22 protein-coding genes, 1 other RNA gene and 1 pseudogene are annotated in these 21,761 nt (G+C 73.4%); 14 read left to right on the plus strand and 10 right to left on the minus strand.

Annotation, left to right across the window (positions count from 1 at the left end):
* Window positions 1-42 precede the first annotated feature (42 nt).
* From chsH3 to ACK8N7_RS26960, 3 genes are read left to right on the plus strand one after another with little or no spacing between them, the layout of a single operon-like run.
* Complete coding sequence (gene chsH3 / locus ACK8N7_RS26950) at window positions 43-897, plus strand: enoyl-CoA hydratase ChsH3 (protein ID WP_403208580.1); 855 nt, start codon at window positions 43-45, stop codon at window positions 895-897.
* A 48-nt stretch (window positions 898-945) separates the two neighbouring features.
* Window positions 946-2,022, plus strand: a complete 1,077-nt coding sequence (locus ACK8N7_RS26955; protein WP_403208581.1) for a Zn-dependent alcohol dehydrogenase — start codon at window positions 946-948, stop codon at window positions 2,020-2,022.
* A gap of 34 nt (window positions 2,023-2,056) precedes the next feature.
* Entirely contained in the window at window positions 2,057-3,004 is a 948-nt protein-coding gene (locus ACK8N7_RS26960; RefSeq protein ID WP_403208582.1) for a 3-oxoacyl-ACP reductase, read from the plus strand.
* Window positions 3,005-3,084: 80 nt separating this feature from the next.
* Here the strand turns inward: ACK8N7_RS26960 and ACK8N7_RS26965 are convergent, their stop codons facing one another.
* Together ACK8N7_RS26965 and ACK8N7_RS26970 are read right to left on the minus strand one after the other, a co-directional pair.
* Window positions 3,085-3,258, minus strand: coding sequence for a hypothetical protein (locus tag ACK8N7_RS26965; protein WP_355122136.1), 174 nt, complete (start codon window positions 3,256-3,258; stop codon window positions 3,085-3,087).
* A gap of 128 nt (window positions 3,259-3,386) precedes the next feature.
* On the minus strand, window positions 3,387-4,658 hold the full coding sequence (locus ACK8N7_RS26970) for a hypothetical protein (RefSeq protein ID WP_500444378.1): 1,272 nt from the start codon (window positions 4,656-4,658) through the stop codon (window positions 3,387-3,389).
* A gap of 211 nt (window positions 4,659-4,869) precedes the next feature.
* On the opposite strand from ACK8N7_RS26970, the gene ACK8N7_RS26975 reads away from it, so the two are divergent.
* The 5 genes from ACK8N7_RS26975 to ACK8N7_RS26995 all read left to right on the plus strand — a co-directional run bounded on the left by ACK8N7_RS26975 (window position 4,870) and on the right by ACK8N7_RS26995 (window position 9,712).
* Entirely contained in the window at window positions 4,870-5,910 is a 1,041-nt protein-coding gene (locus ACK8N7_RS26975; protein WP_403208586.1) for an ABC transporter substrate-binding protein, read from the plus strand.
* A gap of 105 nt (window positions 5,911-6,015) precedes the next feature.
* Window positions 6,016-6,852: a Nif3-like dinuclear metal center hexameric protein gene (locus ACK8N7_RS26980; protein WP_500444379.1), complete on the plus strand. Its 837-nt coding sequence runs from the start codon at window positions 6,016-6,018 to the stop codon at window positions 6,850-6,852.
* Window positions 6,849-7,592 (plus strand): zinc ribbon domain-containing protein, encoded by a 744-nt coding sequence (locus ACK8N7_RS26985; RefSeq protein ID WP_403209079.1) that lies wholly within the window; start codon window positions 6,849-6,851, stop codon window positions 7,590-7,592. The genes ACK8N7_RS26980 and ACK8N7_RS26985 overlap by 4 nt, the downstream gene beginning before the upstream one ends.
* Complete coding sequence (locus ACK8N7_RS26990) at window positions 7,592-8,899, plus strand: bifunctional RNase H/acid phosphatase (RefSeq protein ID WP_500444380.1); 1,308 nt, start codon at window positions 7,592-7,594, stop codon at window positions 8,897-8,899. The genes ACK8N7_RS26985 and ACK8N7_RS26990 overlap by 1 nt, the downstream gene beginning before the upstream one ends.
* An 18-nt stretch (window positions 8,900-8,917) precedes the next feature.
* Window positions 8,918-9,712: a TSUP family transporter gene (locus ACK8N7_RS26995; RefSeq protein WP_500444381.1), complete on the plus strand. Its 795-nt coding sequence runs from the start codon at window positions 8,918-8,920 to the stop codon at window positions 9,710-9,712.
* 66 nt (window positions 9,713-9,778) lie between these two features.
* On the opposite strand, the gene eda is transcribed toward ACK8N7_RS26995, so the two are convergent.
* Together eda and yaaA are read right to left on the minus strand one after the other, a co-directional pair.
* Window positions 9,779-10,432, minus strand: coding sequence for a bifunctional 4-hydroxy-2-oxoglutarate aldolase/2-dehydro-3-deoxy-phosphogluconate aldolase (gene eda, locus ACK8N7_RS27000; protein WP_403208594.1), 654 nt, complete (start codon window positions 10,430-10,432; stop codon window positions 9,779-9,781).
* Between the two features lie 64 nt (window positions 10,433-10,496).
* Window positions 10,497-11,297 carry a peroxide stress protein YaaA gene (gene yaaA, locus ACK8N7_RS27005; protein ID WP_403208596.1) on the minus strand — a complete coding sequence of 267 codons (801 nt, stop codon included), beginning with the start codon at window positions 11,295-11,297 and terminating at the stop codon, window positions 10,497-10,499.
* Window positions 11,298-11,547: 250 nt separating this feature from the next.
* Here yaaA and ACK8N7_RS27010 point away from each other — a divergent pair, with 250 nt between their 5' ends.
* A complete protein-coding gene (locus tag ACK8N7_RS27010) occupies window positions 11,548-12,990 on the plus strand; it encodes an RNB domain-containing ribonuclease (protein ID WP_500444382.1) in 1,443 nt (480 codons plus the stop codon).
* Here the strand turns inward: ACK8N7_RS27010 and ACK8N7_RS27015 are convergent.
* Window positions 12,941-13,642, minus strand: a complete 702-nt coding sequence (locus ACK8N7_RS27015; protein ID WP_403208600.1) for a hypothetical protein — start codon at window positions 13,640-13,642, stop codon at window positions 12,941-12,943. The genes ACK8N7_RS27010 and ACK8N7_RS27015 overlap by 50 nt on opposite strands.
* Window positions 13,639-14,385, minus strand: a complete 747-nt coding sequence (locus ACK8N7_RS27020) for a MerR family transcriptional regulator (RefSeq protein ID WP_500444383.1) — start codon at window positions 14,383-14,385, stop codon at window positions 13,639-13,641. Before ACK8N7_RS27020 ends, ACK8N7_RS27015 begins: the two co-directional genes overlap by 4 nt.
* A 105-nt stretch (window positions 14,386-14,490) precedes the next feature.
* On the opposite strand from ACK8N7_RS27020, the pseudogene ACK8N7_RS27025 reads away from it, so the two are divergent.
* Both ACK8N7_RS27025 and rnpB read left to right on the plus strand, forming a co-directional pair.
* A pseudogene (locus tag ACK8N7_RS27025) lies at window positions 14,491-14,981 on the plus strand (Uma2 family endonuclease).
* A 39-nt stretch (window positions 14,982-15,020) separates the two neighbouring features.
* Window positions 15,021-15,430, plus strand: an RNA gene (gene rnpB, locus ACK8N7_RS27030) — RNase P RNA component class A.
* 36 nt (window positions 15,431-15,466) lie between these two features.
* On the opposite strand, the gene ACK8N7_RS27035 is transcribed toward rnpB, so the two are convergent.
* Window positions 15,467-15,871 carry a hypothetical protein gene (locus tag ACK8N7_RS27035; protein WP_403208604.1) on the minus strand — a complete coding sequence of 135 codons (405 nt, stop codon included), beginning with the start codon at window positions 15,869-15,871 and terminating at the stop codon, window positions 15,467-15,469.
* Between the two features lie 314 nt (window positions 15,872-16,185).
* Between ACK8N7_RS27035 and ACK8N7_RS27040 the strand changes: the two genes are divergently transcribed.
* Window positions 16,186-16,635: a GNAT family N-acetyltransferase gene (locus tag ACK8N7_RS27040; protein WP_500445852.1), complete on the plus strand. Its 450-nt coding sequence runs from the start codon at window positions 16,186-16,188 to the stop codon at window positions 16,633-16,635.
* A 22-nt stretch (window positions 16,636-16,657) separates the two neighbouring features.
* On the opposite strand, the gene ACK8N7_RS27045 is transcribed toward ACK8N7_RS27040, so the two are convergent.
* The 3 genes from ACK8N7_RS27045 to ACK8N7_RS27055 all read right to left on the minus strand — a co-directional run bounded on the left by ACK8N7_RS27045 (window position 16,658) and on the right by ACK8N7_RS27055 (window position 19,865).
* Window positions 16,658-17,560: a glycosyltransferase family 2 protein gene (locus ACK8N7_RS27045; RefSeq protein WP_500444384.1), complete on the minus strand. Its 903-nt coding sequence runs from the start codon at window positions 17,558-17,560 to the stop codon at window positions 16,658-16,660.
* 76 nt (window positions 17,561-17,636) lie between these two features.
* Window positions 17,637-18,332: a GNAT family N-acetyltransferase gene (locus ACK8N7_RS27050; RefSeq protein WP_500444385.1), complete on the minus strand. Its 696-nt coding sequence runs from the start codon at window positions 18,330-18,332 to the stop codon at window positions 17,637-17,639.
* A 69-nt stretch (window positions 18,333-18,401) separates the two neighbouring features.
* Window positions 18,402-19,865 carry an MFS transporter gene (locus tag ACK8N7_RS27055; RefSeq protein WP_403208612.1) on the minus strand — a complete coding sequence of 488 codons (1,464 nt, stop codon included), beginning with the start codon at window positions 19,863-19,865 and terminating at the stop codon, window positions 18,402-18,404.
* Window positions 19,866-19,997: 132 nt separating this feature from the next.
* On the opposite strand from ACK8N7_RS27055, the gene ACK8N7_RS27060 reads away from it, so the two are divergent.
* On the plus strand, window positions 19,998-20,660 hold the full coding sequence (locus ACK8N7_RS27060; RefSeq protein WP_500444386.1) for a TetR/AcrR family transcriptional regulator: 663 nt from the start codon (window positions 19,998-20,000) through the stop codon (window positions 20,658-20,660).
* Between the two features lie 69 nt (window positions 20,661-20,729).
* Window positions 20,730-21,755: a hypothetical protein gene (locus ACK8N7_RS27065; protein ID WP_500444387.1), complete on the plus strand. Its 1,026-nt coding sequence runs from the start codon at window positions 20,730-20,732 to the stop codon at window positions 21,753-21,755.
* The last annotated feature ends 6 nt before the right edge of the window (window positions 21,756-21,761 follow it).

Raw genomic sequence — 21,761 nt, forward strand, 5'->3', positions numbered from 1 at the left:
CAGCCGCACCGAGGTCTCCCACCGTCAAGGAGCGGCTTCGCCATGCCCATCGATGCCCGAGCGGCCCTCGCCGCCGAACCCCGCCGAGCCGAGATCGCCTGGAACCACAAGGACGTCCAGCTCTACCACCTGGGCCTCGGCGCGGGCACCCCCGCCACCGACCCCGACGAGCTGCGCTACACCCTGGAGTCCCGGCTCCAGGTGCTGCCGGCCTTCGCCACCGTGGCGGGCGCGGGAACGGCCGCGTTCGGCGGGATGGGCGCGCCCGGCATCGACGTGGACCTCGCCGCCGTCCTGCACGGCGGGCAGGCCGTACGCGTCCACCGGCCGATCCCCGTGACCGGCCGGGCCGTGCAGACCTCGAAGGTCGCGGCGGTGTACGACAAGGGCAAGGCCGCCGTCATCGTGCTGCGAACCGAGGCGGGCGACGACGAAGGGCCGCTCTGGACCAACGACGCCCAGATCTTCGTACGGGGAGAGGGCGGCTTCGGCGGTGAACGCGGGCCCTCCGACCGGCTCGCCGTGCCCGACCGGGCCCCCGACCGCACGGTCGAGCGCCCGGTCCGCGAGGACCAGGCGCTGCTCTACCGGCTCTCCGGGGACTGGAACCCGCTCCACGCGGACCCCGCCTTCGCCAAGCTGGCCGGCTTCGAGCGGCCGATCCTGCACGGGCTGTGCACGTACGGCATGACCCTGAAGGCCGTCACCGACACCCTGCTGGACGGTGATGTGTCCCGTATCGCCGCCTACCGCACCCGCTTCGCCGGAGTGGTCTTCCCCGGCGAGACCCTCCGCATCCGGATGTGGGCCGGGGACGGCCGTGTCCAGGTGACCGTCACCGCCGCCGAACGCGACGACGCACCGGTCCTCGCCGACACGCTCGTCGAACACTCCTGAACCCAGCAACACTCTTTCTTGGCAGCCGATTCGAGGGGAGCCCTACCCATGCGCGCAGCGGTACTGCACGAGATAGGCCAGGAGAAGCTGGAAGTACTCGACGACGTCGAGGCGGTGGGGTTCGGCCCGGGGAAGGTCAAGCTCCGCATCCGGGCCACCGGACTCTGTCACTCCGACGTCTCCGCGATGAGCGGGATCCTCCCGCAGCCCGCCCCCTTCATCCCCGGCCACGAGGGTGCCGGCGAGGTCGTCGACGTCGGTGACGGGGTGAGCGGCCTGAGCGCCGGCGACCGGGTCCTCGTCTGCTGGCTGCCCGCCTGCGGGGCCTGTCCGTCCTGCAGACGCGGCCAGACCCAGCTCTGCCTCGCGGGCTTCATGAACGCGGGCACCCCCAACTTCAAGCGCCCCGGCGGCGACGTCTTCGGCTTCGCGGGCACCGGCACCTTCACCGAGGAGGTCGTCGTCGGCGCGGGCTGCGCGGTGCCGATCCCCGACGACGTCCCCTTCGAGATCGCCGCCCTGATCGGCTGCGGGGTCACCACCGGCCTCGGCGCCGCCATCAACACGGCGAAGGTGGAGGCCGGTTCGTCGGTCGCCGTCATCGGCTGCGGCGGCGTCGGCATCTCCACCATCCAGGGAGCCCGCGTCCAGGGCGCCGCCCAGATCGTCGCCGTCGACCCGGTCGCCTCCCGCCGCGAGGCCGCCCTCCGCTTCGGCGCCACCGAGGCCGTCGCCCCCGACGAGCTGGCCGACGCCAAGCAGCGCATCACCGGCGGCGAGGGCTTCGACTACGTCTTCGAGGTCGTCGGCAAGTCCGCCACCGCCCGCACCGCCTACGACAACACCCGGCGCGGCGGCACCCTCTGCGTCGTCGGCGCCGGGGCGATGGACGACAACTTCCAGGTCAACATGTTCGAGCTGTTCTTCGACGAGAAGCGCATCCTGCCCTCGATGTACGGCGGCGGGGACGTGCTGCGCTCCTACGAACGGGCCATCGCGCTCTGGCGGGCCGGCCGGATCGACCTGGAGTCGATGATCACCCACCGGGTCCGGCTGGAGGAGGTCAACGACGCCCTGGACCAGATGCGGACCGGCGAGTCGCTGCGTACCTGCATCGAGCTCTGAACCCCGCCCGCCTTCACGGAAGCCGAGGACTGTGATGTCACTTCCCCTCCCGCTGGACGGGCTGTCCGCGATCGTCACCGGCGCCGGCCGCGGTCTCGGCCGCGCCGAGGCCCTCGAACTGGCCCGGCTCGGCGCCGCCGTCGTCGTCAACGACTACGGGCAGCCCGGCCGCGACGGATCGGGCGAGGCCTCGGCCGCGCCCGCCGAGGAGGTCGCCGCCGAGATCCGCGCGGTGGGCGGCCGGGCGACCGCCCACCTCGGAGACGTCTCCGACCACGAACAGGCCCGAGCGCTGGTGGAGCTGGCGGTCTCCACGTACGGAAAGCTCGACATCCTGGTCAACAACGCGGGCATCCTGCGGGACCGGATGGTCTTCTCGATGAGCGAGGACGAGTGGGACGCGGTCATCCGGGTCCACCTCAAGGGCCACTTCAACACCACCCGCTTCGCCGCCGCCCACTGGCGCTCCCGCTCCAAGGAGACCGGCGGCCCGGTGTACGGGCGGATCGTCAACACCTCGTCGGAGGCGTTCCTCGCGGGCTCGGCCGGGCAGCCGAACTACGCGGCGGCCAAGGGCGGCATCGTCGGGCTCACCACGTCCACGGCCCTGGCGCTCGCCAAGTACGGCGTCACCGCCAACGCCATCTGCCCGCGGGCCCGGACCCGGATGACCGAGGACGTGTTCGCGGGCTTCCAGGAACCGGCCGACGGCACACTCGACGCGCTGGCCCCCGAGCATGTCTCCCCGCTCGTCGGCTATCTCGCCTCGCCCGCCGCGGCCGGGGTCAACGGGCAGCTGCTCGTCGTCCACGGGGGCATGGTCGCGATCGTCGAACGGCCCAGGGTGGCAGCCAAGTTCGACGCGGCGAAGGAGACGTTCACCTTCGCCGAACTGGATGAGCTGATCACCCCGTACTACGCGGACCGGCCACGGGGCGAGACCTTCGCCGCCGCCGAAGTGCTGGGGCTGAAACGGGAGTAGGGGATCGGTGACGTGAAAAAGGTGGGCCCGGTACGGCTGAACAGCCGTACCGGGCCCACCTCGTAGCGCTGCTCGCCGGCTCAGGCCGCCCTGGATTCCTCCTCGGCGGGCCTGCGGTGGCGCCCGTGGGGCTGCACCGACGTGTTCTCCATCGACGCACCCCCTCGGTGCTTTCCGGAACCGCCGGTCCCGGCCCCCTCCGCGTCGCCCCCCGGCGTACGCGGTGTGGTGGTGTCGGTTCGGGCTTCAGACATGTGGGAAGTCACCCCGTTGTGATCGCTTACCTGTGTCGCACGTACGTGTTCCGGGGCCCCGCCACCGCCATCCGACGCGGTCACCGTCGGCGCCCGCCCGGTACGGCTGCGTAGCCCAGGCACCGAGTTTAGCCAGGTGAAGCCGCTCGGTGCAGAGGCGCCTGCCCCAACGGAACGGGCTTGCACACGGCAGGAGGGGTGACGGCGGCGGACGGTTCCGTTCCGCTCGGATCGCCGTCCGTTCCGCACGTTCCGGCGGTCCCCGGAAGCGGGTCCTCGTCCGTCGGTGCGTAGAGCAGGGCCACGGCACAGGGCGTCGCCGCGTTCGCGTACGGGAGGTGCAGCACCCCGTCCCGGCTCCAGTAACCGGCCCCCGCCGACCAACCCTCCGGCGCCGCGAACTGGTGCAGCCTGCGCCCCTGCGGACGCCAGGTCCCCACCCAGCTCCCGGCCGCCCCGTCGATCCGCAGCGCCACGGCGCAGCTCTCCGGCATCAGCATCTGGCCGGGCTGCACCGCGAACGGCGTCACCGCCACATCCGCCGGACGCAGGCACTCCGGGAAGCGGACCGGCAGACAGCTGCCGAGGACGCCCCAGCCGAGCCGGTCGTGGCCCGGCGCGTCCGAGCGGAGCAGCAGCAGCCCGCTGTCCGCGTCGGCCAGCAGCAGCCGGTCGTTGCTCTCCGGCGCGATCTGGAGCAGCGGTGTCACCTCGCCGTTCCGCTCCAGGTCCACGGCGACCGCCTTGACCGGGCCGCCGCCCGGAGGCCGCCGGTCCAGGGCCAGTATCCGGCCCGCCCGGTCCAGCCAGACCCCGCCGGAGCAGTGCCCGGGGACCTCGGCGACCAGCTCCGGCCCGAAGGCGCCGCCGGCCACCAGCCACAGCAGTGAGGAGTGGTCGCCCGCCGACAGGGCGTACACGCTGCGGCCGTCCGGCGAGGGCGGCAGCAGCGTCACCCCGTCGCACTCGACCGCGCCGAGGGGCAGTTCACCGGTGGCGGGCCCGGTCGGGTAGAGCAGCGAGAACATCTGACGGTCCGCCACCTGCCGCCGGATCAGCACCCGTCCGTCGGCGAGCGGCACCACCTGGGAGTCCGGCTCCTCGGGCTGGTTGAGCGGCAGCGGTACGGCGTAGGGCTCGGGCCCGTCCAGCGTCCAGCGCTCCGGGTACCAGGCCCGCTGCGAGTCAGGGGGGCCGGGCGCCGCCGTAAGCCGGGCCCCGTACGCACCGTCCGCGGTCAGCGTGAAGGCCCCGGGGGCGCGGGGCGCACCGCTCCGGGGCGCGGCGGGCTCGGCCGGTACCGCTCCGGCGGGTTCCTCGGGCTCGCCGGACTCTTCCGGGCCGGGGTCCGCCGTCGTGGCGGCCCCGGCGGTTCCGCCCTCGATGGCACAGGCAGTCATGGACTCGTCACCTCCGGCTACGAAAGCTAGTTTTCGCACGCCCAGCCGGACAACGCGTACCACCTCACTTCACACATAAGGGTGGTGATGCCCGGATTCTTCTGAGGTGGTGGGGGCGGGTGTGCTGGCGGGGGCGGCCGCGCCTATGGTTAGGCAGCCCTAATCAAACAGGCGTGCCCCGTGCACGTACGCCCACCAGCAGGAGCAAGCGATGTCCCTTCGGCCCCGCGGTACCGCCGCAGTAGCCCTGGCGGTTGCCGCCGCCCTGTCCCTCTCGGCCTGCGGCGGCGACGGTGGGGACGGCGGCGCGGCCAAGGCGGACGCGGGCGGTGACAAGAAGGCGGCCGTCGCCACCGGCGGCAAGGACTTCGCGGACGCGGCGAAGAAGACCGCGGCGTACGGCACCGGGGCGAAGCCGGGCGAGTTCCCCCGTACCGTCACCCACGCCATGGGGAAGAGCGAGATCAAGGCCGCCCCCAAGCGCGTGGTCGTCCTGGACGTCGGTGAGTTCGACAACGTTGTTTCGCTCGGCCTGAAGCCGGTCGGCTACGCGCCCAGCGAGGGCGACGCGGCCATCCCCTCGTACCTGAAGAAGGGCGCGGGCGACCCGAAGAGCGTCGGCACGATCAACAGCCTCAACCTCGAAGCGATCGCGGGCCTGAAGCCCGACCTGATCCTCGGCAGCCAGCTGCGCGCGGCCGACAAGTACGACGAGCTGTCCAAGATCGCCCCGACCGTCTTCTCCATCCGCCCGGGCTTCACCTGGAAGGAGAACTACCTCCTCAACGCGGCCGCCCTGGACCGCACCGAGCAGGCCGCCTCGGCGCTGGCCGCGTACAAGGCGAAGGCCGGGAAGCTCGGCGCGGACATCGGCGCCGACAAGCCGACCGTCTCCATGGTCCGCTACATGCCCGACCGCCTCCGGCTCTACGCCAAGGCCTCGTTCATCGGCACGATTCTCCAGGACGTCGGCCTGCCCCGCCCGAAGAACCAGCAGGTCGACGACCTCGCCACCGAGATCAGCCCGGAGCGGATCGACGAGGCGGACGCCGACTGGATCTTCACCGGTGTCTACGGCGACGCGAAGGCGACCCAGCGCGACACCGCCCGGTCCAACCCGCTGTGGAAGAAGCTCGACGCGGTCAAGGAGGGCCGGGCCAAGGACGTCTCCGACGAGACCTGGTACCTGGGCCTCGGCGTCACCTCCGCCGGCCTGGTCCTCGACGACCTCCGCGCGGACCTGGTGAAGTGACGAAGCAGGCATGTGAAGTAACGATTCGTGTCCGGCCGCCGGTCCTGGCGTACAGGTCCGGCGGCCAGGGGCGGCGGACCACGCCGGACAGGTAGCCTTTCCCCCGTGCCCCGTCTGTCTGAACTCATCGCCGCCCTCGACGCCCTCTGGCCCCCCGAGCGGGCCGAGGGATGGGACGCGGTCGGGACGGTCTGCGGCGACCCGGAGGCCGAGGTCGACCGGGTGCTGTTCGCCGTCGACCCCGTGCATGAGATCGCCGACGAGGCCCTGGAGCTCGGCGCCCAGCTGATCGTCACCCACCACCCGCTCTATCTGCGCGGGACGACGACGGTCGCCGCCGACACCTTCAAGGGCCGGGTCGTCCACACCCTCATCAAGCACGGCATCGCGCTCCACGTCGCGCACACCAACGCCGACACCGCCGACCCCGGCGTCTCCGACGCCCTCGCCGGCGCCCTGGACCTGCGCGTCACCGGACCCCTCGTACCGGACCCCACCGACCCTGCCGGACGGCGTGGCCTCGGCCGGATCTGCGAGCTGGACCACCCCGAGACCCTGGCCGCCTTCGCCGCCCGGGCCGCCGCCCGGCTCCCCGCCACCGCGCAGGGCATCCGGACGGCCGGAGACCCGGAGGCCCTCGTGCGCACCGTCGCCGTCAGCGGCGGCTCCGGCGACAGCCTCTTCGACGCCGTGCGCGCCGCGGGCGTCGACGCCTTCCTCACCGCCGATCTGCGCCACCACCCGGTGTCCGAGGCCGTGCAGCAATCGCCGCTCGGCCTGGTCGACGCCGCGCACTGGGCCACCGAGTGGCCCTGGTGCGAGCAGGCGGCCGCGCAGCTCGACGCGCTTTCCGACCGCCACGGATGGGACCTGCGGGTCCATGTCTCGAAGCAGGTCACCGACCCCTGGACCACCCACCATTCCTCTGGAGCCCCCAACTGAACGCCGCGCCCGCCGACCAGATCCGACTCCTCGACGTCCAGGCCCTCGACGTACGTCTCTCCCAGCTCTCCCACAAGAGCAACTCGCTGCCGGAGCACGCCGAGATCGAGCAGCTCAGCAACGACCTCGCCCAGCTGCGTGACCTGCTGGTCGCCTCCACCACCGAGGAGAGCGACACCACCCGCGAGCAGACCAAGGCCGAGCAGGACGTCGACCAGGTGCGCCAGCGCGCCGTGCGCGACCAGCAGCGCCTGGACTCCGGCGCGGTCTCCTCGCCCAAGGACCTGGAGAGCCTCCAGCGCGAGCTCACCTCGCTCGCCAAGCGGCAGGGCGACCTGGAGGACGTCGTCCTTGAGATCATGGAGCGCCGCGAGGCCGCCCAGGAGCGGGTCACCGAGCTGACCGAGCGGGTCTCCGCCGTCCAGGCCAAGGTCGACGACGCCACCGCCCGCCGGGACGCCGCCACCGCCGAGCTGGACGCCGAGACCGCCACGGTCACCAAGGACCGCCAGGTCGTCGCCGAGGTCATCCCCGCCGACCTCCTGAAGCTCTACGACAAGCTCCGCGCCCAGCAGGGCGGGGTCGGCGCCGCCCGGCTCTACCAGCGCCGCTGCGAGGGCTGCCGGCTGGAGCTGAACATCACCGAGGTCAACGACGTGAAGGCCGCGTCCCCCGACACGGTGCTGCGCTGCGAGAACTGCCACCGCATCCTGGTCCGCACGGCGGAGTCGGGCCTGTAATGAGCATCGCCCGCCGGCTGGTGGTGGAGGCCGACGGCGGCTCCCGGGGCAACCCGGGACCCGCCGGTTACGGGGCCGTCGTCATCGACGCGGCCACCGGCGAGACCCTCGCCGAGGCCGCCGAGTACATCGGGGTCGCGACCAACAACGTCGCCGAGTACCGGGGCCTGATCGCCGGTCTCACGGCCGCGAAGGCGCTGTTCCCGGACGCAGGGGACGCGCTGCGGGTCCACGTCCGGATGGACTCCAAGCTGGTGGTCGAGCAGATGTCGGGGCGCTGGAAGATCAAGCACCCCGACATGAAGCCGCTGGCGGCCCGGGCCGCCGCGATTCTGCCGCCGTCCTCCGTCACGTACGAGTGGATCCCGCGCGCGGAGAACAAGCACGCGGACCGGCTCGCCAACGAGGCGATGGACGCGGGCCGCGACGGCCGGCAGTGGGAGGCGTCCGCCTCCACGGCCGAACTGGACGCGCCCGCGCGCACCCCGCTGCCCGACCGGGGCCCGCCCGGTGACGCGGTGGCGGGAGCGGCGAAGGCCCGGGCCGCACTGGCGGCCGCGCGGGGTGGGGCGGACGCCGGGACTCTGTTCGAGGTCGACGCCGGTGCTTCGGATGAGCCGGAGCCCACCGACGTCACCGCTGTCGCCTCCCCGCAGGTCGGCTGGGCCGCCGCCCCCGACCTCGGCGCACCCGCCACCTTCGTCCTGCTCCGGCACGGCGAGACGCTGCTCACCCCCGAGAAGCGGTTCTCCGGCAGCGGCGGCACCGACCCCGAACTCTCCGCCACCGGCCGGGACCAGGCCGCCCGGGCCGCCCTGCACTTCGCCGCCCTCGGCACCGTCCAGGACATCGTCAGCTCGCCGCTGCGCCGTTGCCGCGAGACGGCGGCGGCCGTCGCCGACCGCCTCGGCCTGGACGTCCGCATCGAGGACGGCCTGCGCGAGACGGACTTCGGCGCCTGGGAGGGGCTGACCTTCGGCGAGGTACGTGAGCGGTACGGGGACGACCTGACCGCCTGGCTCGCCGACCCGGAGACCGCGCCGACGGGCGGCGGCGAGAGCTTCACGGAGGTCGCCGGCCGGGTGGCGGCCGCCCGGGACCGCCTGACCGCCCGGTACGCGGGCCGCACGGTCCTGGTCGTCACCCATGTGACCCCGATCAAGACCCTGGTCCGGCTGGCGCTGGAGGCTCCGGCGCAGTCGATGTTCCGGATGGAGCTGTCGGCGGCCTCGATCTCGACGGTCGCGTACTACGGGGACGGCAACGCCTCCGTACGCCTCCTCAACGACACCTCGCACCTGCGCTAGCGGGAACAAAAGGCCACGATGACCTGGTCGACCGGGCTGCTCGGGTTCGCCGCCGGGCTGCTGATCTCGGTGGTGACCGCCCCGGTCGGGGTGTCGGGCGCGGTGTTCCTGCTGCCGGTCCAGGTCAGCGTGCTCGGGGTGCCCAGCCCGGCGGTCACCCCCACCAACCTGCTCTACAACGTGGTGGCAGGGCCCGGGGCCCTGCTGCGGCACCACAGGAGCGGCGGGCTCCGCGGCCCGCTGACCCGGCTGCTGGTCCTCGGCACCGTCCCCGGGGTCGTCGTCGGCGCGGTGATCCGGGTCTTCGCGGTGCCGGGCCCCTCGGCCTTCCGGCTCCTGATCGCGGTGCTGCTGCTCCCGCTCGGCGGCTGGCTCTGCCTGCGTACGCTGCACCGCGCCGCGCGCACCGCCCCCGCCCGGGAGTCCTCGGAGATGTCTCCCCGCACCGTCACCCGGCTGGCCATGGCCGTCGGCGTCGCCGGGGGGATCTACGGGATCGGCGGCGGCTCGCTCCTCGGCCCGATCCTGGTCGGGCGCGGGATGCCGGTCGCGAAGGTGGCCCCGGCCGCGCTCGCCGCCACCTTCGTGACCTCGGTCGTGGGCGCGGGGACGTACGCCCTGCTCTCCCTGACCACGACCGGGGACATCGCTCCGTACTGGTCGCTCGGCCTGGCCTGCGGCCTCGGCGGCCTCTGCGGGGGATACCTGGGCGCCCGCCTCCAGCCCCGCCTGCCGGAGACGGCGCTGAAGCTCCTGCTGGGGGTGCTGGCGCTGGGCATCGGCGGGCTGTACGCGGTGCAGATTCTGCGCTGAGGGGCTGTCGCGTTCAAGGGCCCAGGTTCCACGCTCCGAGCGCCGAGGCCTCCGCCGCTTGTGGGGTCAGGCCCCGAGCGCCGCCGCCTCCGCCGCCAGCCGGGCCACCCGGTCCCAGTCCTTCGCCGCGATCGCGTCACCCGGCACCATCCAACTGCCGCCCACGCAGGCGACGTTCGGCAGGGCTAGGTAGGACGGCGCGGAGGCGAGCGAGATGCCGCCGGTCGGGCAGAAACGGGCCTGGGGGAGCGGGGCGGAGAGGGCCTTGAGATAGGCGGTGCCGCCGGCGGCCTCGGCCGGGAAGAACTTCATGTCGCTGACCCCGCGCTCCAGCAGGGCCACCACCTCGGAGGTGGTCGAGACGCCGGGCAGGAACGGCACCCCGGACTCCCGCATCGCCTCCAGCAGCGCCTCCGTCCACCCCGGGCTGACGAGGAACCCGGCCCCCGCGTCCACGGTGTCCCGTACGTGCTGCGGCGAGATGACCGTCCCCGCGCCGACGACCGCGCCCGGCACCTCGGCGGCGATGGCCCGGATCGACTCCAGCGCGGCGGGCGTCCGCAGGGTCACCTCGATCGCCGGGAGCCCGCCCGCCACCAGCGCCCGCGCCAGCGGCACCGCGTCGGCCGCGTCGTGCAGGACGACGACCGGGACGACGGGGGCGAGATCCAGTACGGAGGTGCTGGAGGGGGCGGAGCGCAGCGGCGCGGAGGAGGTCATGGGCCCCATCCTGCCGCGCCGACAGCGATATCTGCAACGGTCGTTGCAGAGGATGCAATGACACTCAGTGGATCTCCGTCACCACCACATCGAGCGACCACGGCCGCCCGGCGCGCGCGGGGGCCTCGGCCTCCACCACGTACCCGAGGTCCCGCAGCGCATCGACCAACCGCGCCGGGTCCTTCGGCCGCGCCCCCGCCGTCAGCAGGTCGCGCACCATCCGCCCCTTGGTCGCCTTGTTGAAGTGGCTGACGACGGACCGCTTCTCCACCCCGTCCACGATCTGCGACTGGAGCACCCGCACGCTCGCCGTCCGCGCGGCCACCTCGCCCTTCGGCTTCCATGCCGCGGTGTACGCGGAGGACCGCAGATCCAGGACGAGCCCGTCCCCGGCGGCCTCGGGCATGACGGCCTCCATGGGCGTACGCCAGTACGCACCGAGCGCGCCGAGGCCGGGGAGCTTCACGCCCATCGAGCAGCGGTACGGCGGAATCCGGTCGCCGATCCGGACCGCGCCCCAGAGCCCCGAGAAGACCAGCAGCGACTTCGCCGCGCGCCGCCGGGCGTCCGCGTCCAGGGAGGCCAGGTCGAGGGCGTCGTACAGCACACCCGTGTAGAGCTCCCCGGCCGGGCGGGTCCCGGCGGTACGCAGCTCGACGTTCTTCGCGACCTCGCCCCGCAGCCCGACACTCAGCCCGAGCACGTCTCGGGCCTTCTCCTCGTCCGCCTGGCACAGCTCGACCAACTCGTCCAGGACCGCCGCCCGGGCCGCGGCGAGCCCCGGCAGCGACAGCGACTCCGGCTTCAGGGGAGCCCCGCGCCCCGAGGCGGCCTTTCCTTCTGAGGGCGGCAACAGCACGAGCACGGCGGTTCTCCTTCGTACGTACGGCGCAAGCGCGGGCCCGGTGGGCGTGCGGGCTCTCCGGGTCCTCGGCAAGGGTACGGGGGCGGGACGGGGCTGCCCGTACGGTGCCGGGTGCGCGCTGGCCTTACGGGGGCGGGTGCGCTGGCCGTACGGTGCTGGGCACGCGCCCCCCGGTACAGTGCCGGGCCTGCGCCCCCGTACGGCCCTAGCCCCGGATGCCGCAACCCCCGTCCCGGCCTACGCTCGGTCCATGCCCCGCCGCCATCTGCGTATGACCGGAGCGGCCGACTGCTCCCTCGGGACCGCCCTGCGCGCCCTGCGCACCGAGTTCGACCTGCCCGCCGGCTTCCCGGCCGAGGCGATGGCCGAGGCGGCGGAGGCGGTGCGGGACCCGGACCTGTCGGCCCATGAGGACGCCACGGACCTGCCCTTCCTCACCATCGACCCGCCCGCCTCCACGGACCTGGACCAGGCGATGCACCTGGAGCGCCGGGGGCGCGGCTACCGGGTGCACTACGCCATCGCGGACGTCGCCGCCTTCGTCCGGCCGGGCGGCGCGCTCGACGCCGAGGCCCATCGCCGGGTCACCACCCTCTACTTCCCCGACGACCGCATCCCCCTCCACCCCACCGTCCTCTCCGAGGGCGCCGCCAGCCTCCTCCCCGGCGAGACCCGCCCGGCCGCGCTCTGGCGCATCGACCTGGACAGCGACGGGCGGGCCGTCGCCACCGACGTACGCCGGGCCCTGGTCCGCAGCCGCGCGAAGCTCGACTACGCGAGGGTCCAGCGGCAGATCGACGCGGGCACGGCCGAGGAACCCCTCGCCCTGCTCCGGGACATCGGGCGGCTGCGCGAGGAACAGGAACTGGCACGCGGCGGCATCTCGCTGAACGTCCCCGAGCAGGAGATCGTCGTACGGGACGGCTCCTACGGCCTCGCCTACCGCGCCCCGCTCCCCGCCGAGGGCTGGAATGCCCAGCTCTCCCTGCTCACCGGCATGGCCGCCGCCCATCTCATGGCCGAGACGGGCACCGGAATCCTGCGCACCCTGCCGATCGCCCCGGACGGCGCCGTCGCCCGGCTGCGGCGCTCCGCCCACGCCCTGCGCATCGACTGGCCGCACCACGTCCCGTACGCCGAAGTCGTCCGCTCCCTCGACCCGAAGCAGGGCAACCACGCGGCGTTCCTCCAGGAGTGCACCACCCTGCTGCGCGGCGCCGGATACACGGCCTTCGACCACGGCGACCTCCCCGACCCCGCCGTGCACGCGGCCGTTGCCGACCTCTACACGCACTGCACCGCACCCTTGCGCCGCCTCGTCGACCGGTACGCGTCCGAACTCTGCCTGGCGGCCACCGCCGGGAAGGAACCCCCGGAATGGGTACGGGAGGCGCTCCCCGCCCTCCCGAAGGAGATGGCCGAGGGGGCGCGCCGGGCCAACGCCGTGGAGCGGGCCTGCGTCGACCTGGTCGAGGCGGCGCTGCTGGAGGGGCGGGTGGGCGAACTCTTCGACGCGTACGTGGTCGATGTCCAGGACCGGAACCCCGCCATCGGCACGGTCCACCTCCGGGACCCGGCGATCGTCGGCCGGATCGAGGGCGGCACGGCGGCGCTCCCGCTGGGGGAGAGGCTGCGGGTCCGGCTCACGCAGGCAGGTCCGGCGTCGAAGACGGTGCTGTTCGCTCCGGCGTGAGCGGGGGAGCCCCCGGCTTCCGTACGAGCGCGGCGACGGCCGCCCGCGGATCGTCCGCGTGGAACCGGAGCACCCGGGCGCTCCCGCGCCGCCCCAGCGGCCGTACGAACTCCACCGGCCCGACCAGCTCCACGGTCACCGTGGTCTGGCTCCCCACCGCCAGGTCGAGGACCCCGTTCCCGTCGACCTGGACGAGCCCGCCGCCGTCGGGGTAGCGCCGCTCCACCCGGGCGGAGGCGATGAGGGAGACGGGCACGCGCAGGTCGAAGAGGGCGCCGTAGCGCAGCCGCAGCGAACCGTCGGCCTCCACCACATGCGGCCGGGTCACGCACGCCGCGTGGATCGCGAGGACCAGCACCACGCCGTACACGTCCACCACGAGCAGGATCGCGTGGACCAGCGGCCAGGGGATCACCAGGGCCAGCACCACGGTCTCGACGACGGAGACGAAGAGGAACGCGTACATCATCCCGGTCTGCGGCCCGGTGTACGGGACGGGCAGCGCCCCCTCCGGGATCCGGTGCCGTCGGCGTACGGCCCACAGCCCGAGACTGTGCAGCGCCCGGAACTCGTGCACCACCAGCCGCCGCACCACGACCGGCACCAGGCGGCCCACGGCTGCCCGCAGGCCCGCCCACTTCTCCGTACTCACGAAGTCCTCCCCTGCACCCGCTCGGCCAGCGTCTCCATCACCCGGCGCACCACCTCGCGCTGCGCGGGCGGATAGTCGTCGAGCAGCGCCCGTCCGACCCCCGTCGCCGCCGGTTCGCCCTGCGGGATCACCGCCAGGACGTCATCCGGTACGGCCGCGGCGAGATCGGCGGCCAGCGGCGCGATACGCGGGTCGTCCGCCCCGGCCCCGGCCAGTTCGTCCAGCCGCTCGTACAGCGCCAGCACCCCCGGGTCCTCGGCCAGCGGCCGCAGCGCCGCATACACCTCGGCCCCCGCCCCGCCACCCGCCGCATCCAGCAGCACCAGGTGCTCGCGGTCCTTCGCGGCGGCCGGCGACCCGGTGACGCTCGCCCCCTCCAGGAGCGCGGCGAGCCCGGGGGAGAGCGGCCCCTCCGAGGTGAGCGGCGCCTCAAGGAGCGCCGCCAGCACCCGCCGCCGCTCCCGGATCTCCCGCTCCTGCCGGGCCAGGTCCGCATCCAGCTCACCCAGCACCTCGACCAGCTCCCGCCCCGCGTCGTCCGCCAGCACGTCCCGCACCTCGTCCAGGGAGAGCCCGATCTCGGTCAGCCGCCGGATCCGGGCCAGCAGCACGGCATCCCGGACGGTGTACGCCCGGTAGCCGTTGGCCCGCCGGGCAGGCTCGGGCAGGAGCCCGATGTGGTGGTAGTGCCGGACGGCCCGGGAGGTGACTCCCACGAGTGCGGCGATCTCTCCGATACGCATACGGCCAGTAGAAACCCTGACGCTGCGGCAAGGTCAAGGCCTGCCCGGCCTGCCCCTGCCCGGCCTGCCCCTGCCCGGCCTGCCCCTGCGCGGGGCCGTGCCACGATCGGGCGAAGAACTTCGATCTTGCGGACGGCCGTGGACGGGGATCACGAGGCCTGTGTCAACGCGGTCCTGAAGCAGGTGCTGAGGAAGTCCCGCACCCGACATGGACTTCTCCGGGAACAAAGGGCTGGAGCTCCCCAGAGGTGAAGAAGACCGCCCCAGGAACCACGCTGTCCCCGACGGCACCTTCGCTGCGACCAAGCGCCGTCTCTTCCGCGGCGCCGACCCCTGGATGCCCTGCGAAGGCGGCGCCCTCGTGGTGGAGGTGACCTCCACCGAGCCGCAGGCGGACCGCGAGGCCGAGCGCCGCTGCTACGGGCGCGGCGGCATCCCGCTCCACCTCCTCATCGACCGCGACGCGGGCTCGGTGACACTCTTCAGCGATCCGGAGGACGCCGACTAGCGCCAAGCACCTCACGATCCCGTACGGAAAGCCGCTCCCGCTCCCCGAGCCCTTCGCCTTCGACCTGGAGACCGGGGACTTCGGCTGAGCTGCCGATACGGCCCGGTAGGATGGCGGATACGGCAGACGAGCCGTGCGGACGGCCGCGTGAGGATCCTTCGGGACCCTCCCGAGGAACGTCCGGGCTCCACAGGGCAGGGTGGTGGCTAACGGCCACCCGGGGTGACCCGCGGGACAGTGCCACAGAAAACAGACCGCCCGGGACCTCGGTCCCGGGTAAGGGTGAAACGGTGGTGTAAGAGACCACCAGCGCCTGAGGTGACTCAGGCGGCTAGGTAAACCCCACCCGGAGCAAGGTCAAGAGGGGTCGTTCCAGGACTGGGACGGCCCTGCGTGAACGTTCGAGGGCTGCTCGCCCGAGTTCACGGGTAGACCGCACGAGACCGGCAGCAATGCCGGTCCTAGATGGATGGCCGTCTCCCCGGCCGCCGTGAGGCGACCGGGCGACAGAACCCGGCGTACAGCACGACTCGTCTGCCGGTGAGCTTGAAGGGTAGCCTCCGACCAGGTGTTTCAGCTGGTCGGAGGCTCCTTCTCGTTCGGCGGGTCCGTCGGCCAGCGGTCCGTCAGTTCCTCCGCGTACACCTGCGAGAGCGGCTGCGGACCCACGTACTGCTGGCAGTTGCACTGCCCGGCCTCGTAGCGCAGCGGCTTCTTGTTCTCGTCCCACGCCGTCGGCACCTCGACCTGCTCGTGGCAGCGGCCCCGCTTGTCGTGCTTGGCGAGGTGGTGGGTGCAGCCGCACACCGGCTCCGGCGACTTGTGCGCGGCCTCCAGCGCCAGCCTCTCCTGCTTCGCCGCCTCCAGCAGTTCCAGCTTCCGTTCGTGCCGGTTGCGCAGGGCGGTACGGACGGTGTCGGCGGCCCAGGCGAAGCCGCCGGTCCAGAAAAGGATGAGAACCCACCAGAACCAGCTCATCGCGACCTCCCTCCCCCTGTGGCCCCTGGCCGTCTCTCCTGCCGGGCCACACGGCCGTAGTGGATCAGCAATCGTGGACGGGCCTCAAGGCCACCACGAGCCCCGCCGTCCTCCCGCCGCGTCGGTATTCCACCTGCGCGCCGGTCCCTCCGTGTGGTCTGCTGCCCGTGATCATCGTCCCGCCCGCACGGGTGGGGACGGACACGCTGAGGCGGGGAGTGATGCGGGTGGCGGAGAACGTGCACGTGGGCGGGCAGACCGCACCGGATGCGGTACGGGACACGGCTCCGGAAGCGGCACCGGACGCGGTACGGATACGCCCGGCCACGGCCCAGGACGCGGAGGCCGTCACCGGCGTCTTCCTGGCCTCCCGCGCCGCCGCCATGCCGTATCTCCCCCGGGTCCACAGCGACGAGGACACCCTCGCGTGGATCACCCATGTCGTGCTGCCCACCAGCACCGCCGTCCGGGTGGCCGAGCGGGCGGGGGAGGGCGGGGAACTGCTGGGGTTCGCCGTGCTCGCCGGGGACGACGAGCTCGACCACCTCTACCTGCGGCCCGACGCGCTGCGGCGCGGGATCGGGAGCCGGTTGCTGGCCGAGGTGCGGGAGGCCGCGGGCGGGCCGCTGAACCTGTACGTGTTTCAGCGCAACACCGCCGCCCGCGCCTTCTACGAGCGGCACGGCTTCACCGCCGTCGCGTTCGACGACGGCAGCCGCAACGAGGAGAACGAGCCGGACGTGCTCTACCACTGGGCCCCGTGAGCCGTGAGCCCTGAGCGGCCGGTCAGATGACCGGCGGGCGGCCCAGCCTCGTCATCCGCCACACCGTCGACCAGCGCATCGGGCGCCGCTCGCCGCACGGGGTGCGGACGCCCTCCGCGAAGCCGCCCGCCCAGGCGCGCAGCCCCTTCGCGTCGCGGGTGCGGGCCAGGGTGAGCAGGGTCCAGGTGCCGAGGTACGCCGGTACCAGGGGGAGGGGCAGGTTGCGTCGGGCGAGCCAGACGCGGTTGCGGGCCGTCATCCGGTAGTAGACCGCGTGCCGGGCCGGGCTCGTCCTCGGGTGCTGGAGCAGCAGCTCGGGGTCGTACTCCACCCTCCAGCCCGCGTCCAGCGCCCGCCAGGCCAGGTCCGTCTCCTCGTGGGTGAAGAAGAACTCCGCGGGCCACAGGCCCGTCTCCGCCAGCATCTTCATGGAGAAGGCGTGGCCGCCGCCGAGGAAGGCCGTCACCGGGCCGCCCCGCATCGGGTCCCCGGCCCGCAGGCGCGGCACGTGGCGGCGCTGGGTCTCGCCGAGCTCGTCGGCGATCCGGAAGCCGACGATGCCGAGCCGGTCGTCGGCGGCGAAGCGGTCCCGGACCCGGCGGAAGACGTCCTTTTCGACCAGGAGCCCGTCGTCGTCCAGCTCGATCACCACGTCCACGTCACCGATCTCGGCGAGCCGGCGCAGCCCCTCGTTCCGGCCGCCCGGGCAACCCAGGTTCTCCGGCAGCTCGATGGTGGTCACCCCGCCGTCGAGGTCCTCCAGACCGGGGAACGCGGTGAAGTCGGGGAGCGCGGTCCCGTTGCCGATGATCACGAGCCGGGTGGGCCGGACATCCTGCATCGCCACCGACGCCAGCAGCGCCTCTACCGCCTGCGGGCGGTCTCCCATGGTCACGATGGATACGCCGATGCGTGGTGCGGACAAGTTCGGTACTCCTGGAGCTCGGCTGCCGTGCGGCTGCTGGTCGGCAGCGGTGCCCGCGATCGTAACGCCTCGGTGTTCAGTCCTCGGTTACCGCCCGGCCATCCACCGGCCCGTCGCTGTTCAGCAGCCCGTACACGGCCATGTCGCGGCGCTCGTCGCCCACCTGCTGCCAGCCGCGCAGCAGCCCCTCGCGCCGGAAGCCGACGTCCTCGGCGATATGGGCGGACGCGGTGTTCCAGGGCTCGATGAAGAGCTGGAGGCGGGGGACCCGCAGGTCGTGCAGGGCCCAGTGCGTCACCGTACGCAGGGCGGCGCGGGTGACTCCCTGGCCGCGGCCCGAGGCGACCATCCAGTAGCCGATCGAGGCCCGGCCCTCCGGCAGGTCCCGCAGCCAGAGCCCGATGGCGCCCACCGGGCGCCGGTCCCGGGAGCGGACGATGGCGAACGGGTACCCGTGGCCGGTGGCCGCCCGGTCCCACTGCCTGCGGACGAACGCCTCGGCGGCCTTGTCCGAGTAGCGGGCCGGGATCGTCGTGATGAGCGGGATGTACGGGTCCTGCGCGGCCTCGCGGACCAGGGGCAGGTCGCTCATCTCCCAGGGGCGCAGGCCGAAGTCCGGGCCCGCGGACATGCTCGGGACGGTCAGCGGCTCGGGGCCGGGCGGGGCGTCGGAGTCGGAGCCGGCGTCCGTGTCGGGGCCAGTGCCGGGCTCGCTGTCGGAGGTGGGGCCTGAGGTGGGGCCGGGCCGGGGATCAGGCTCGGGGGCAGCCATGTCCGTATCTTCTCGCTATCGGACCCGTTCCGCTTTCCGACCCGCCTTCGGTCCCCGGACGGGGGAACCTCACACATCGCTCGGCGCCCGGCCCCGGTCCCCCTGCCGCCCCGCCAGGAAGCGTCCCGCGAGCAGCGCGCCCACCAGGACCAGCGCCGCGTTCACGAGGATCGCCGTGGAGACGCCGGCCAGGACCTCGTCCGGTCCGGCCGGGCCGCTCATCCGGGCGGTGACGACCGTGCTCATCACCGGGATGCCGAGGGCGATGCCCACCTGCTGGGTCATCGTCGCCAGCCCGGTCGCCCGGCCCTGCTCCTCGTCCGGCAGCCCCGACGTGGCCGTGACCATGAAGCCGACGATCACCAGCATGTTGCCCACGCCCCCGACGAAGGTGGCCGCCAGCAGCAGCCAGATCCAGGCACCGGAGGTGCCGAGCGCCACCAAGGAGAGGGTGGCGGCGGCCTGCACGACCCCGCCGAGCACGATCGCGCGCCGGTTGCCGAACCGGCCCACCGCCCGTCCGCCGAGCACCCCGCCGACGACCGTGCCGATGCCGAGGACGCCGAAGGCGAGTCCGGTGGCGAGCGGGGAGTAGCCGAGGACTTCCTGGAGGTAGAGGGTGAGCAGGAAGACCAGCGAGGTCTCCGTGACGAAGGCGATCAGCCCGGCCGCGTTGCCCCAGACCACGCTGCGCCGCTTCAGGATGTGGACCGGGACGAGCGGGGCCGCCGCCCGTCGTTCGATGCGGACGAAGGCGGCCAGGAGCGCGGCGCCGGCGGCCAGGGAGGCCAGCGTGGTGGGGGTGGTCCAGCCGGTTTCGCCGGCCCGGGTGAGTCCGAGGACGAGCAGCAGCAGCCCACCGGTGACGGTGACCGCGCCGGGCACGTCCAGCTTCGGGCGCCGCGCCGGCCGGGAGTCGGTGATCACGGACGGGGCCAGGATCACGACCAGGGCCGCGACCGGTACGTTGATGAAGAAGGCCCAGCGCCAGGAGAGCAGGTCCGTCAGGAGGCCCCCGAGGATCGCCCCGGCGGTGAACCCGGCCGACATCAGAGCCCCGTTGAGCCCCAGCGCCCGTTCCCGCAGCGGCCCCTCCCGGAACGCGGTGGTGAGCAGTGCGAGCCCGGCCGGGGTGACCGCCGCGGTGGCCAGGCCCTGGAGGACCCGCGCGGTGAGCAGCACCTCGGGCGAGGTGGCGAGGCCGCCGAGCGCGGAGGAGAGGCCGAGGACGGCCATGCCGCCGATGAAGAGGTTCTTACGGCCGACGAGGTCGGCGACGCGGCCGAAGAGCAGGGTGAACCCGGCGGCGGCGAGCGCGAAGGACGTGGCGATCCACTGGAGGTGGGCGAGGGAGAAACCGAGCCCCTCACCGACGACCGGCAGCGCCACGTTCAGGATGGAGAAGTCCACCGCGATCATGAACTGGGAGCCGAGCAGCAGTGCCAGCACGAGTCGCTGGCGACGCGTCATGCGCGGGCCGGAGGCCGGCGGGGAGAGGGGGGTGGGTGCCGGAGAGATATCGGGTGCGGACATGGCAGGGGTGCCTTCCTGAGCACGGGCGCGGAGCACGGAAGCCGAGCACCGACGCGCTAACGGTTCCATGGTTCCGTTAAGGTGGCCTCACCGTAACAGCAAGAGGGGGGCTAATGGAACTGGAGACCCGTTATGACGTCTGAGTCTGCGCCTGTGCCCGCATCCGGGGGCGCCGGCGGCTCCGCCGACGCCGACTGCGGAGAGCCGGGCACCGTCCGCCCCGGCGGCCGTACCGCCCGGGTGCGGGAAGCGGTGCTGCGCGCGGCCGGGGACGCGCTGGCCGAGCACGGCTTCGGCGGGCTCGACCTGGCCGACGTCGCCCGCCGCGCGGAGGTCGGCAAGACGACCGTCTACCGGCGCTGGTCCACCCCCGCCGGGCTGGTGGCCGATCTGCTCACGGACATGGCGGAGCAGTCGCTGCCGCGCACGGACACCGGATCGCTGGCCGAGGACCTCCGGGCCAACGCCCGCCTCGTCGTCCGGACGCTGACGGACCCCCGCCAGAGGGCCCTCTTCGCGGCCGTCATCGCCGCCGCCACCGGTGACCCGAAGACCGCCGAGGCCCTCCACGGCTTCTACGCGGTACGTATCGGGGAATGGGCAGGCTGTGTGGAGGCGGCCGTCGCGCGCGGCGAAGTGCCCGAGGGTACGGACCCGGGGGAGGTGGTCGCGGCCGTGTCGGCGCCCCTGTACTACCGGCTGCTCGCCAGTGGCGCCCCGCTGGACGAGGCGGCCGCCGACCGCGCGGCCGCAGCGGCGGTCGCCGCCGCCCGGGCCGGAGTCTTCGTGCGGTGACGGGGCGCGCGGAGCCCTTGTCGTGGACCGGCCTCACAGGGCCCGACAGCACGTCGATAAAGTGCTGGAATGATATTCGGTAAGACCGGGTTCGGGGGAGCGGTCGCGGACTTCGAGGCCGCGGTGGTGGCCCAGGACGCGAAACGGTCCGGTAAGGCGTTCGTCCGGTTGCAGGAGACCTTCGGGCAGGCCAGGGAGGCGGAGCTGCTGGACGGCGGGCCACGCCTCGCCGCCGTACTGGAGGCGGTTCCGCCCGGCCCCCGAGCCGTCGTCGCCGTTCTCGTCGGGGCCTGCGTCGAGCGTGGCGCGGACGCCGAGCGCTGTGCCCCCGGCGTACTGGCCGGGCTGCGGACGGCACTTGAGGGGGCCGCGGCGTTCGCCGGGGCGTGGCGGGCGACCGGCGGCGGCGAGTTCCCCGTACCGGACGCCGGTGAGCCCGGCGAGGAGATCGTCGAGCGGGCGGGGTTCGACGCGGCGGTCGGTTGGTGGACGCTGCGCCAGTGGGAGATGGCGGCCGTCGCCCTGCTGAACCACCGGGCGGTACGCGGCCGGGCCGGCGGCGACCGGGGCGAGCTGCTGCGGCTGCTCACCGCCGTGGAGGAGGCCTCGGGCCAGCAGTTCAGGTCCCTCGGCCACGCCCTCCAGGTGCTGGACGACGAACCGCTGGTCGCCCTCCACCGGACGAGCGGCACCGGCTACGCCCTGCGGTTCTTCGGCGTCGGCGACAACTTCCAGCTGCACACCCTCCTCGCCGACGCGCTCATAGGCGGCGGCCATGTGGAGGGGTACGCCCCCTCGTCGCAGGAGGCCGCTGTCTGCCGGGAGACCCCGGGCCAGGTGGGCACCGTGGGCTCCTTCGACCTGACCGCCCCGGACGGCGGCCGGCTCTGGAACGAGGGGACCCCGGCGGACATCCCCGTCGTCGACGGCGTACGCCTGCTGGTGCTGGACGAGCCGTCCTACCGGCGGTCCTGGCCCGCGGGCCGCTTCTTCCCCGGCATGCGCGGCGACGTCCTCCTGGAGCGCGCCCTCGAACAGGAGGAGACCGAGCGCTGGTTCGCCCTGGTCTCCCCGGCGAAGGACGCCCCGGCCTGACCCGCC

Source organism: Streptomyces griseobrunneus (assembly GCF_046713465.1).
Classification (GTDB): domain Bacteria; phylum Actinomycetota; class Actinomycetes; order Streptomycetales; family Streptomycetaceae; genus Streptomyces; species Streptomyces microflavus.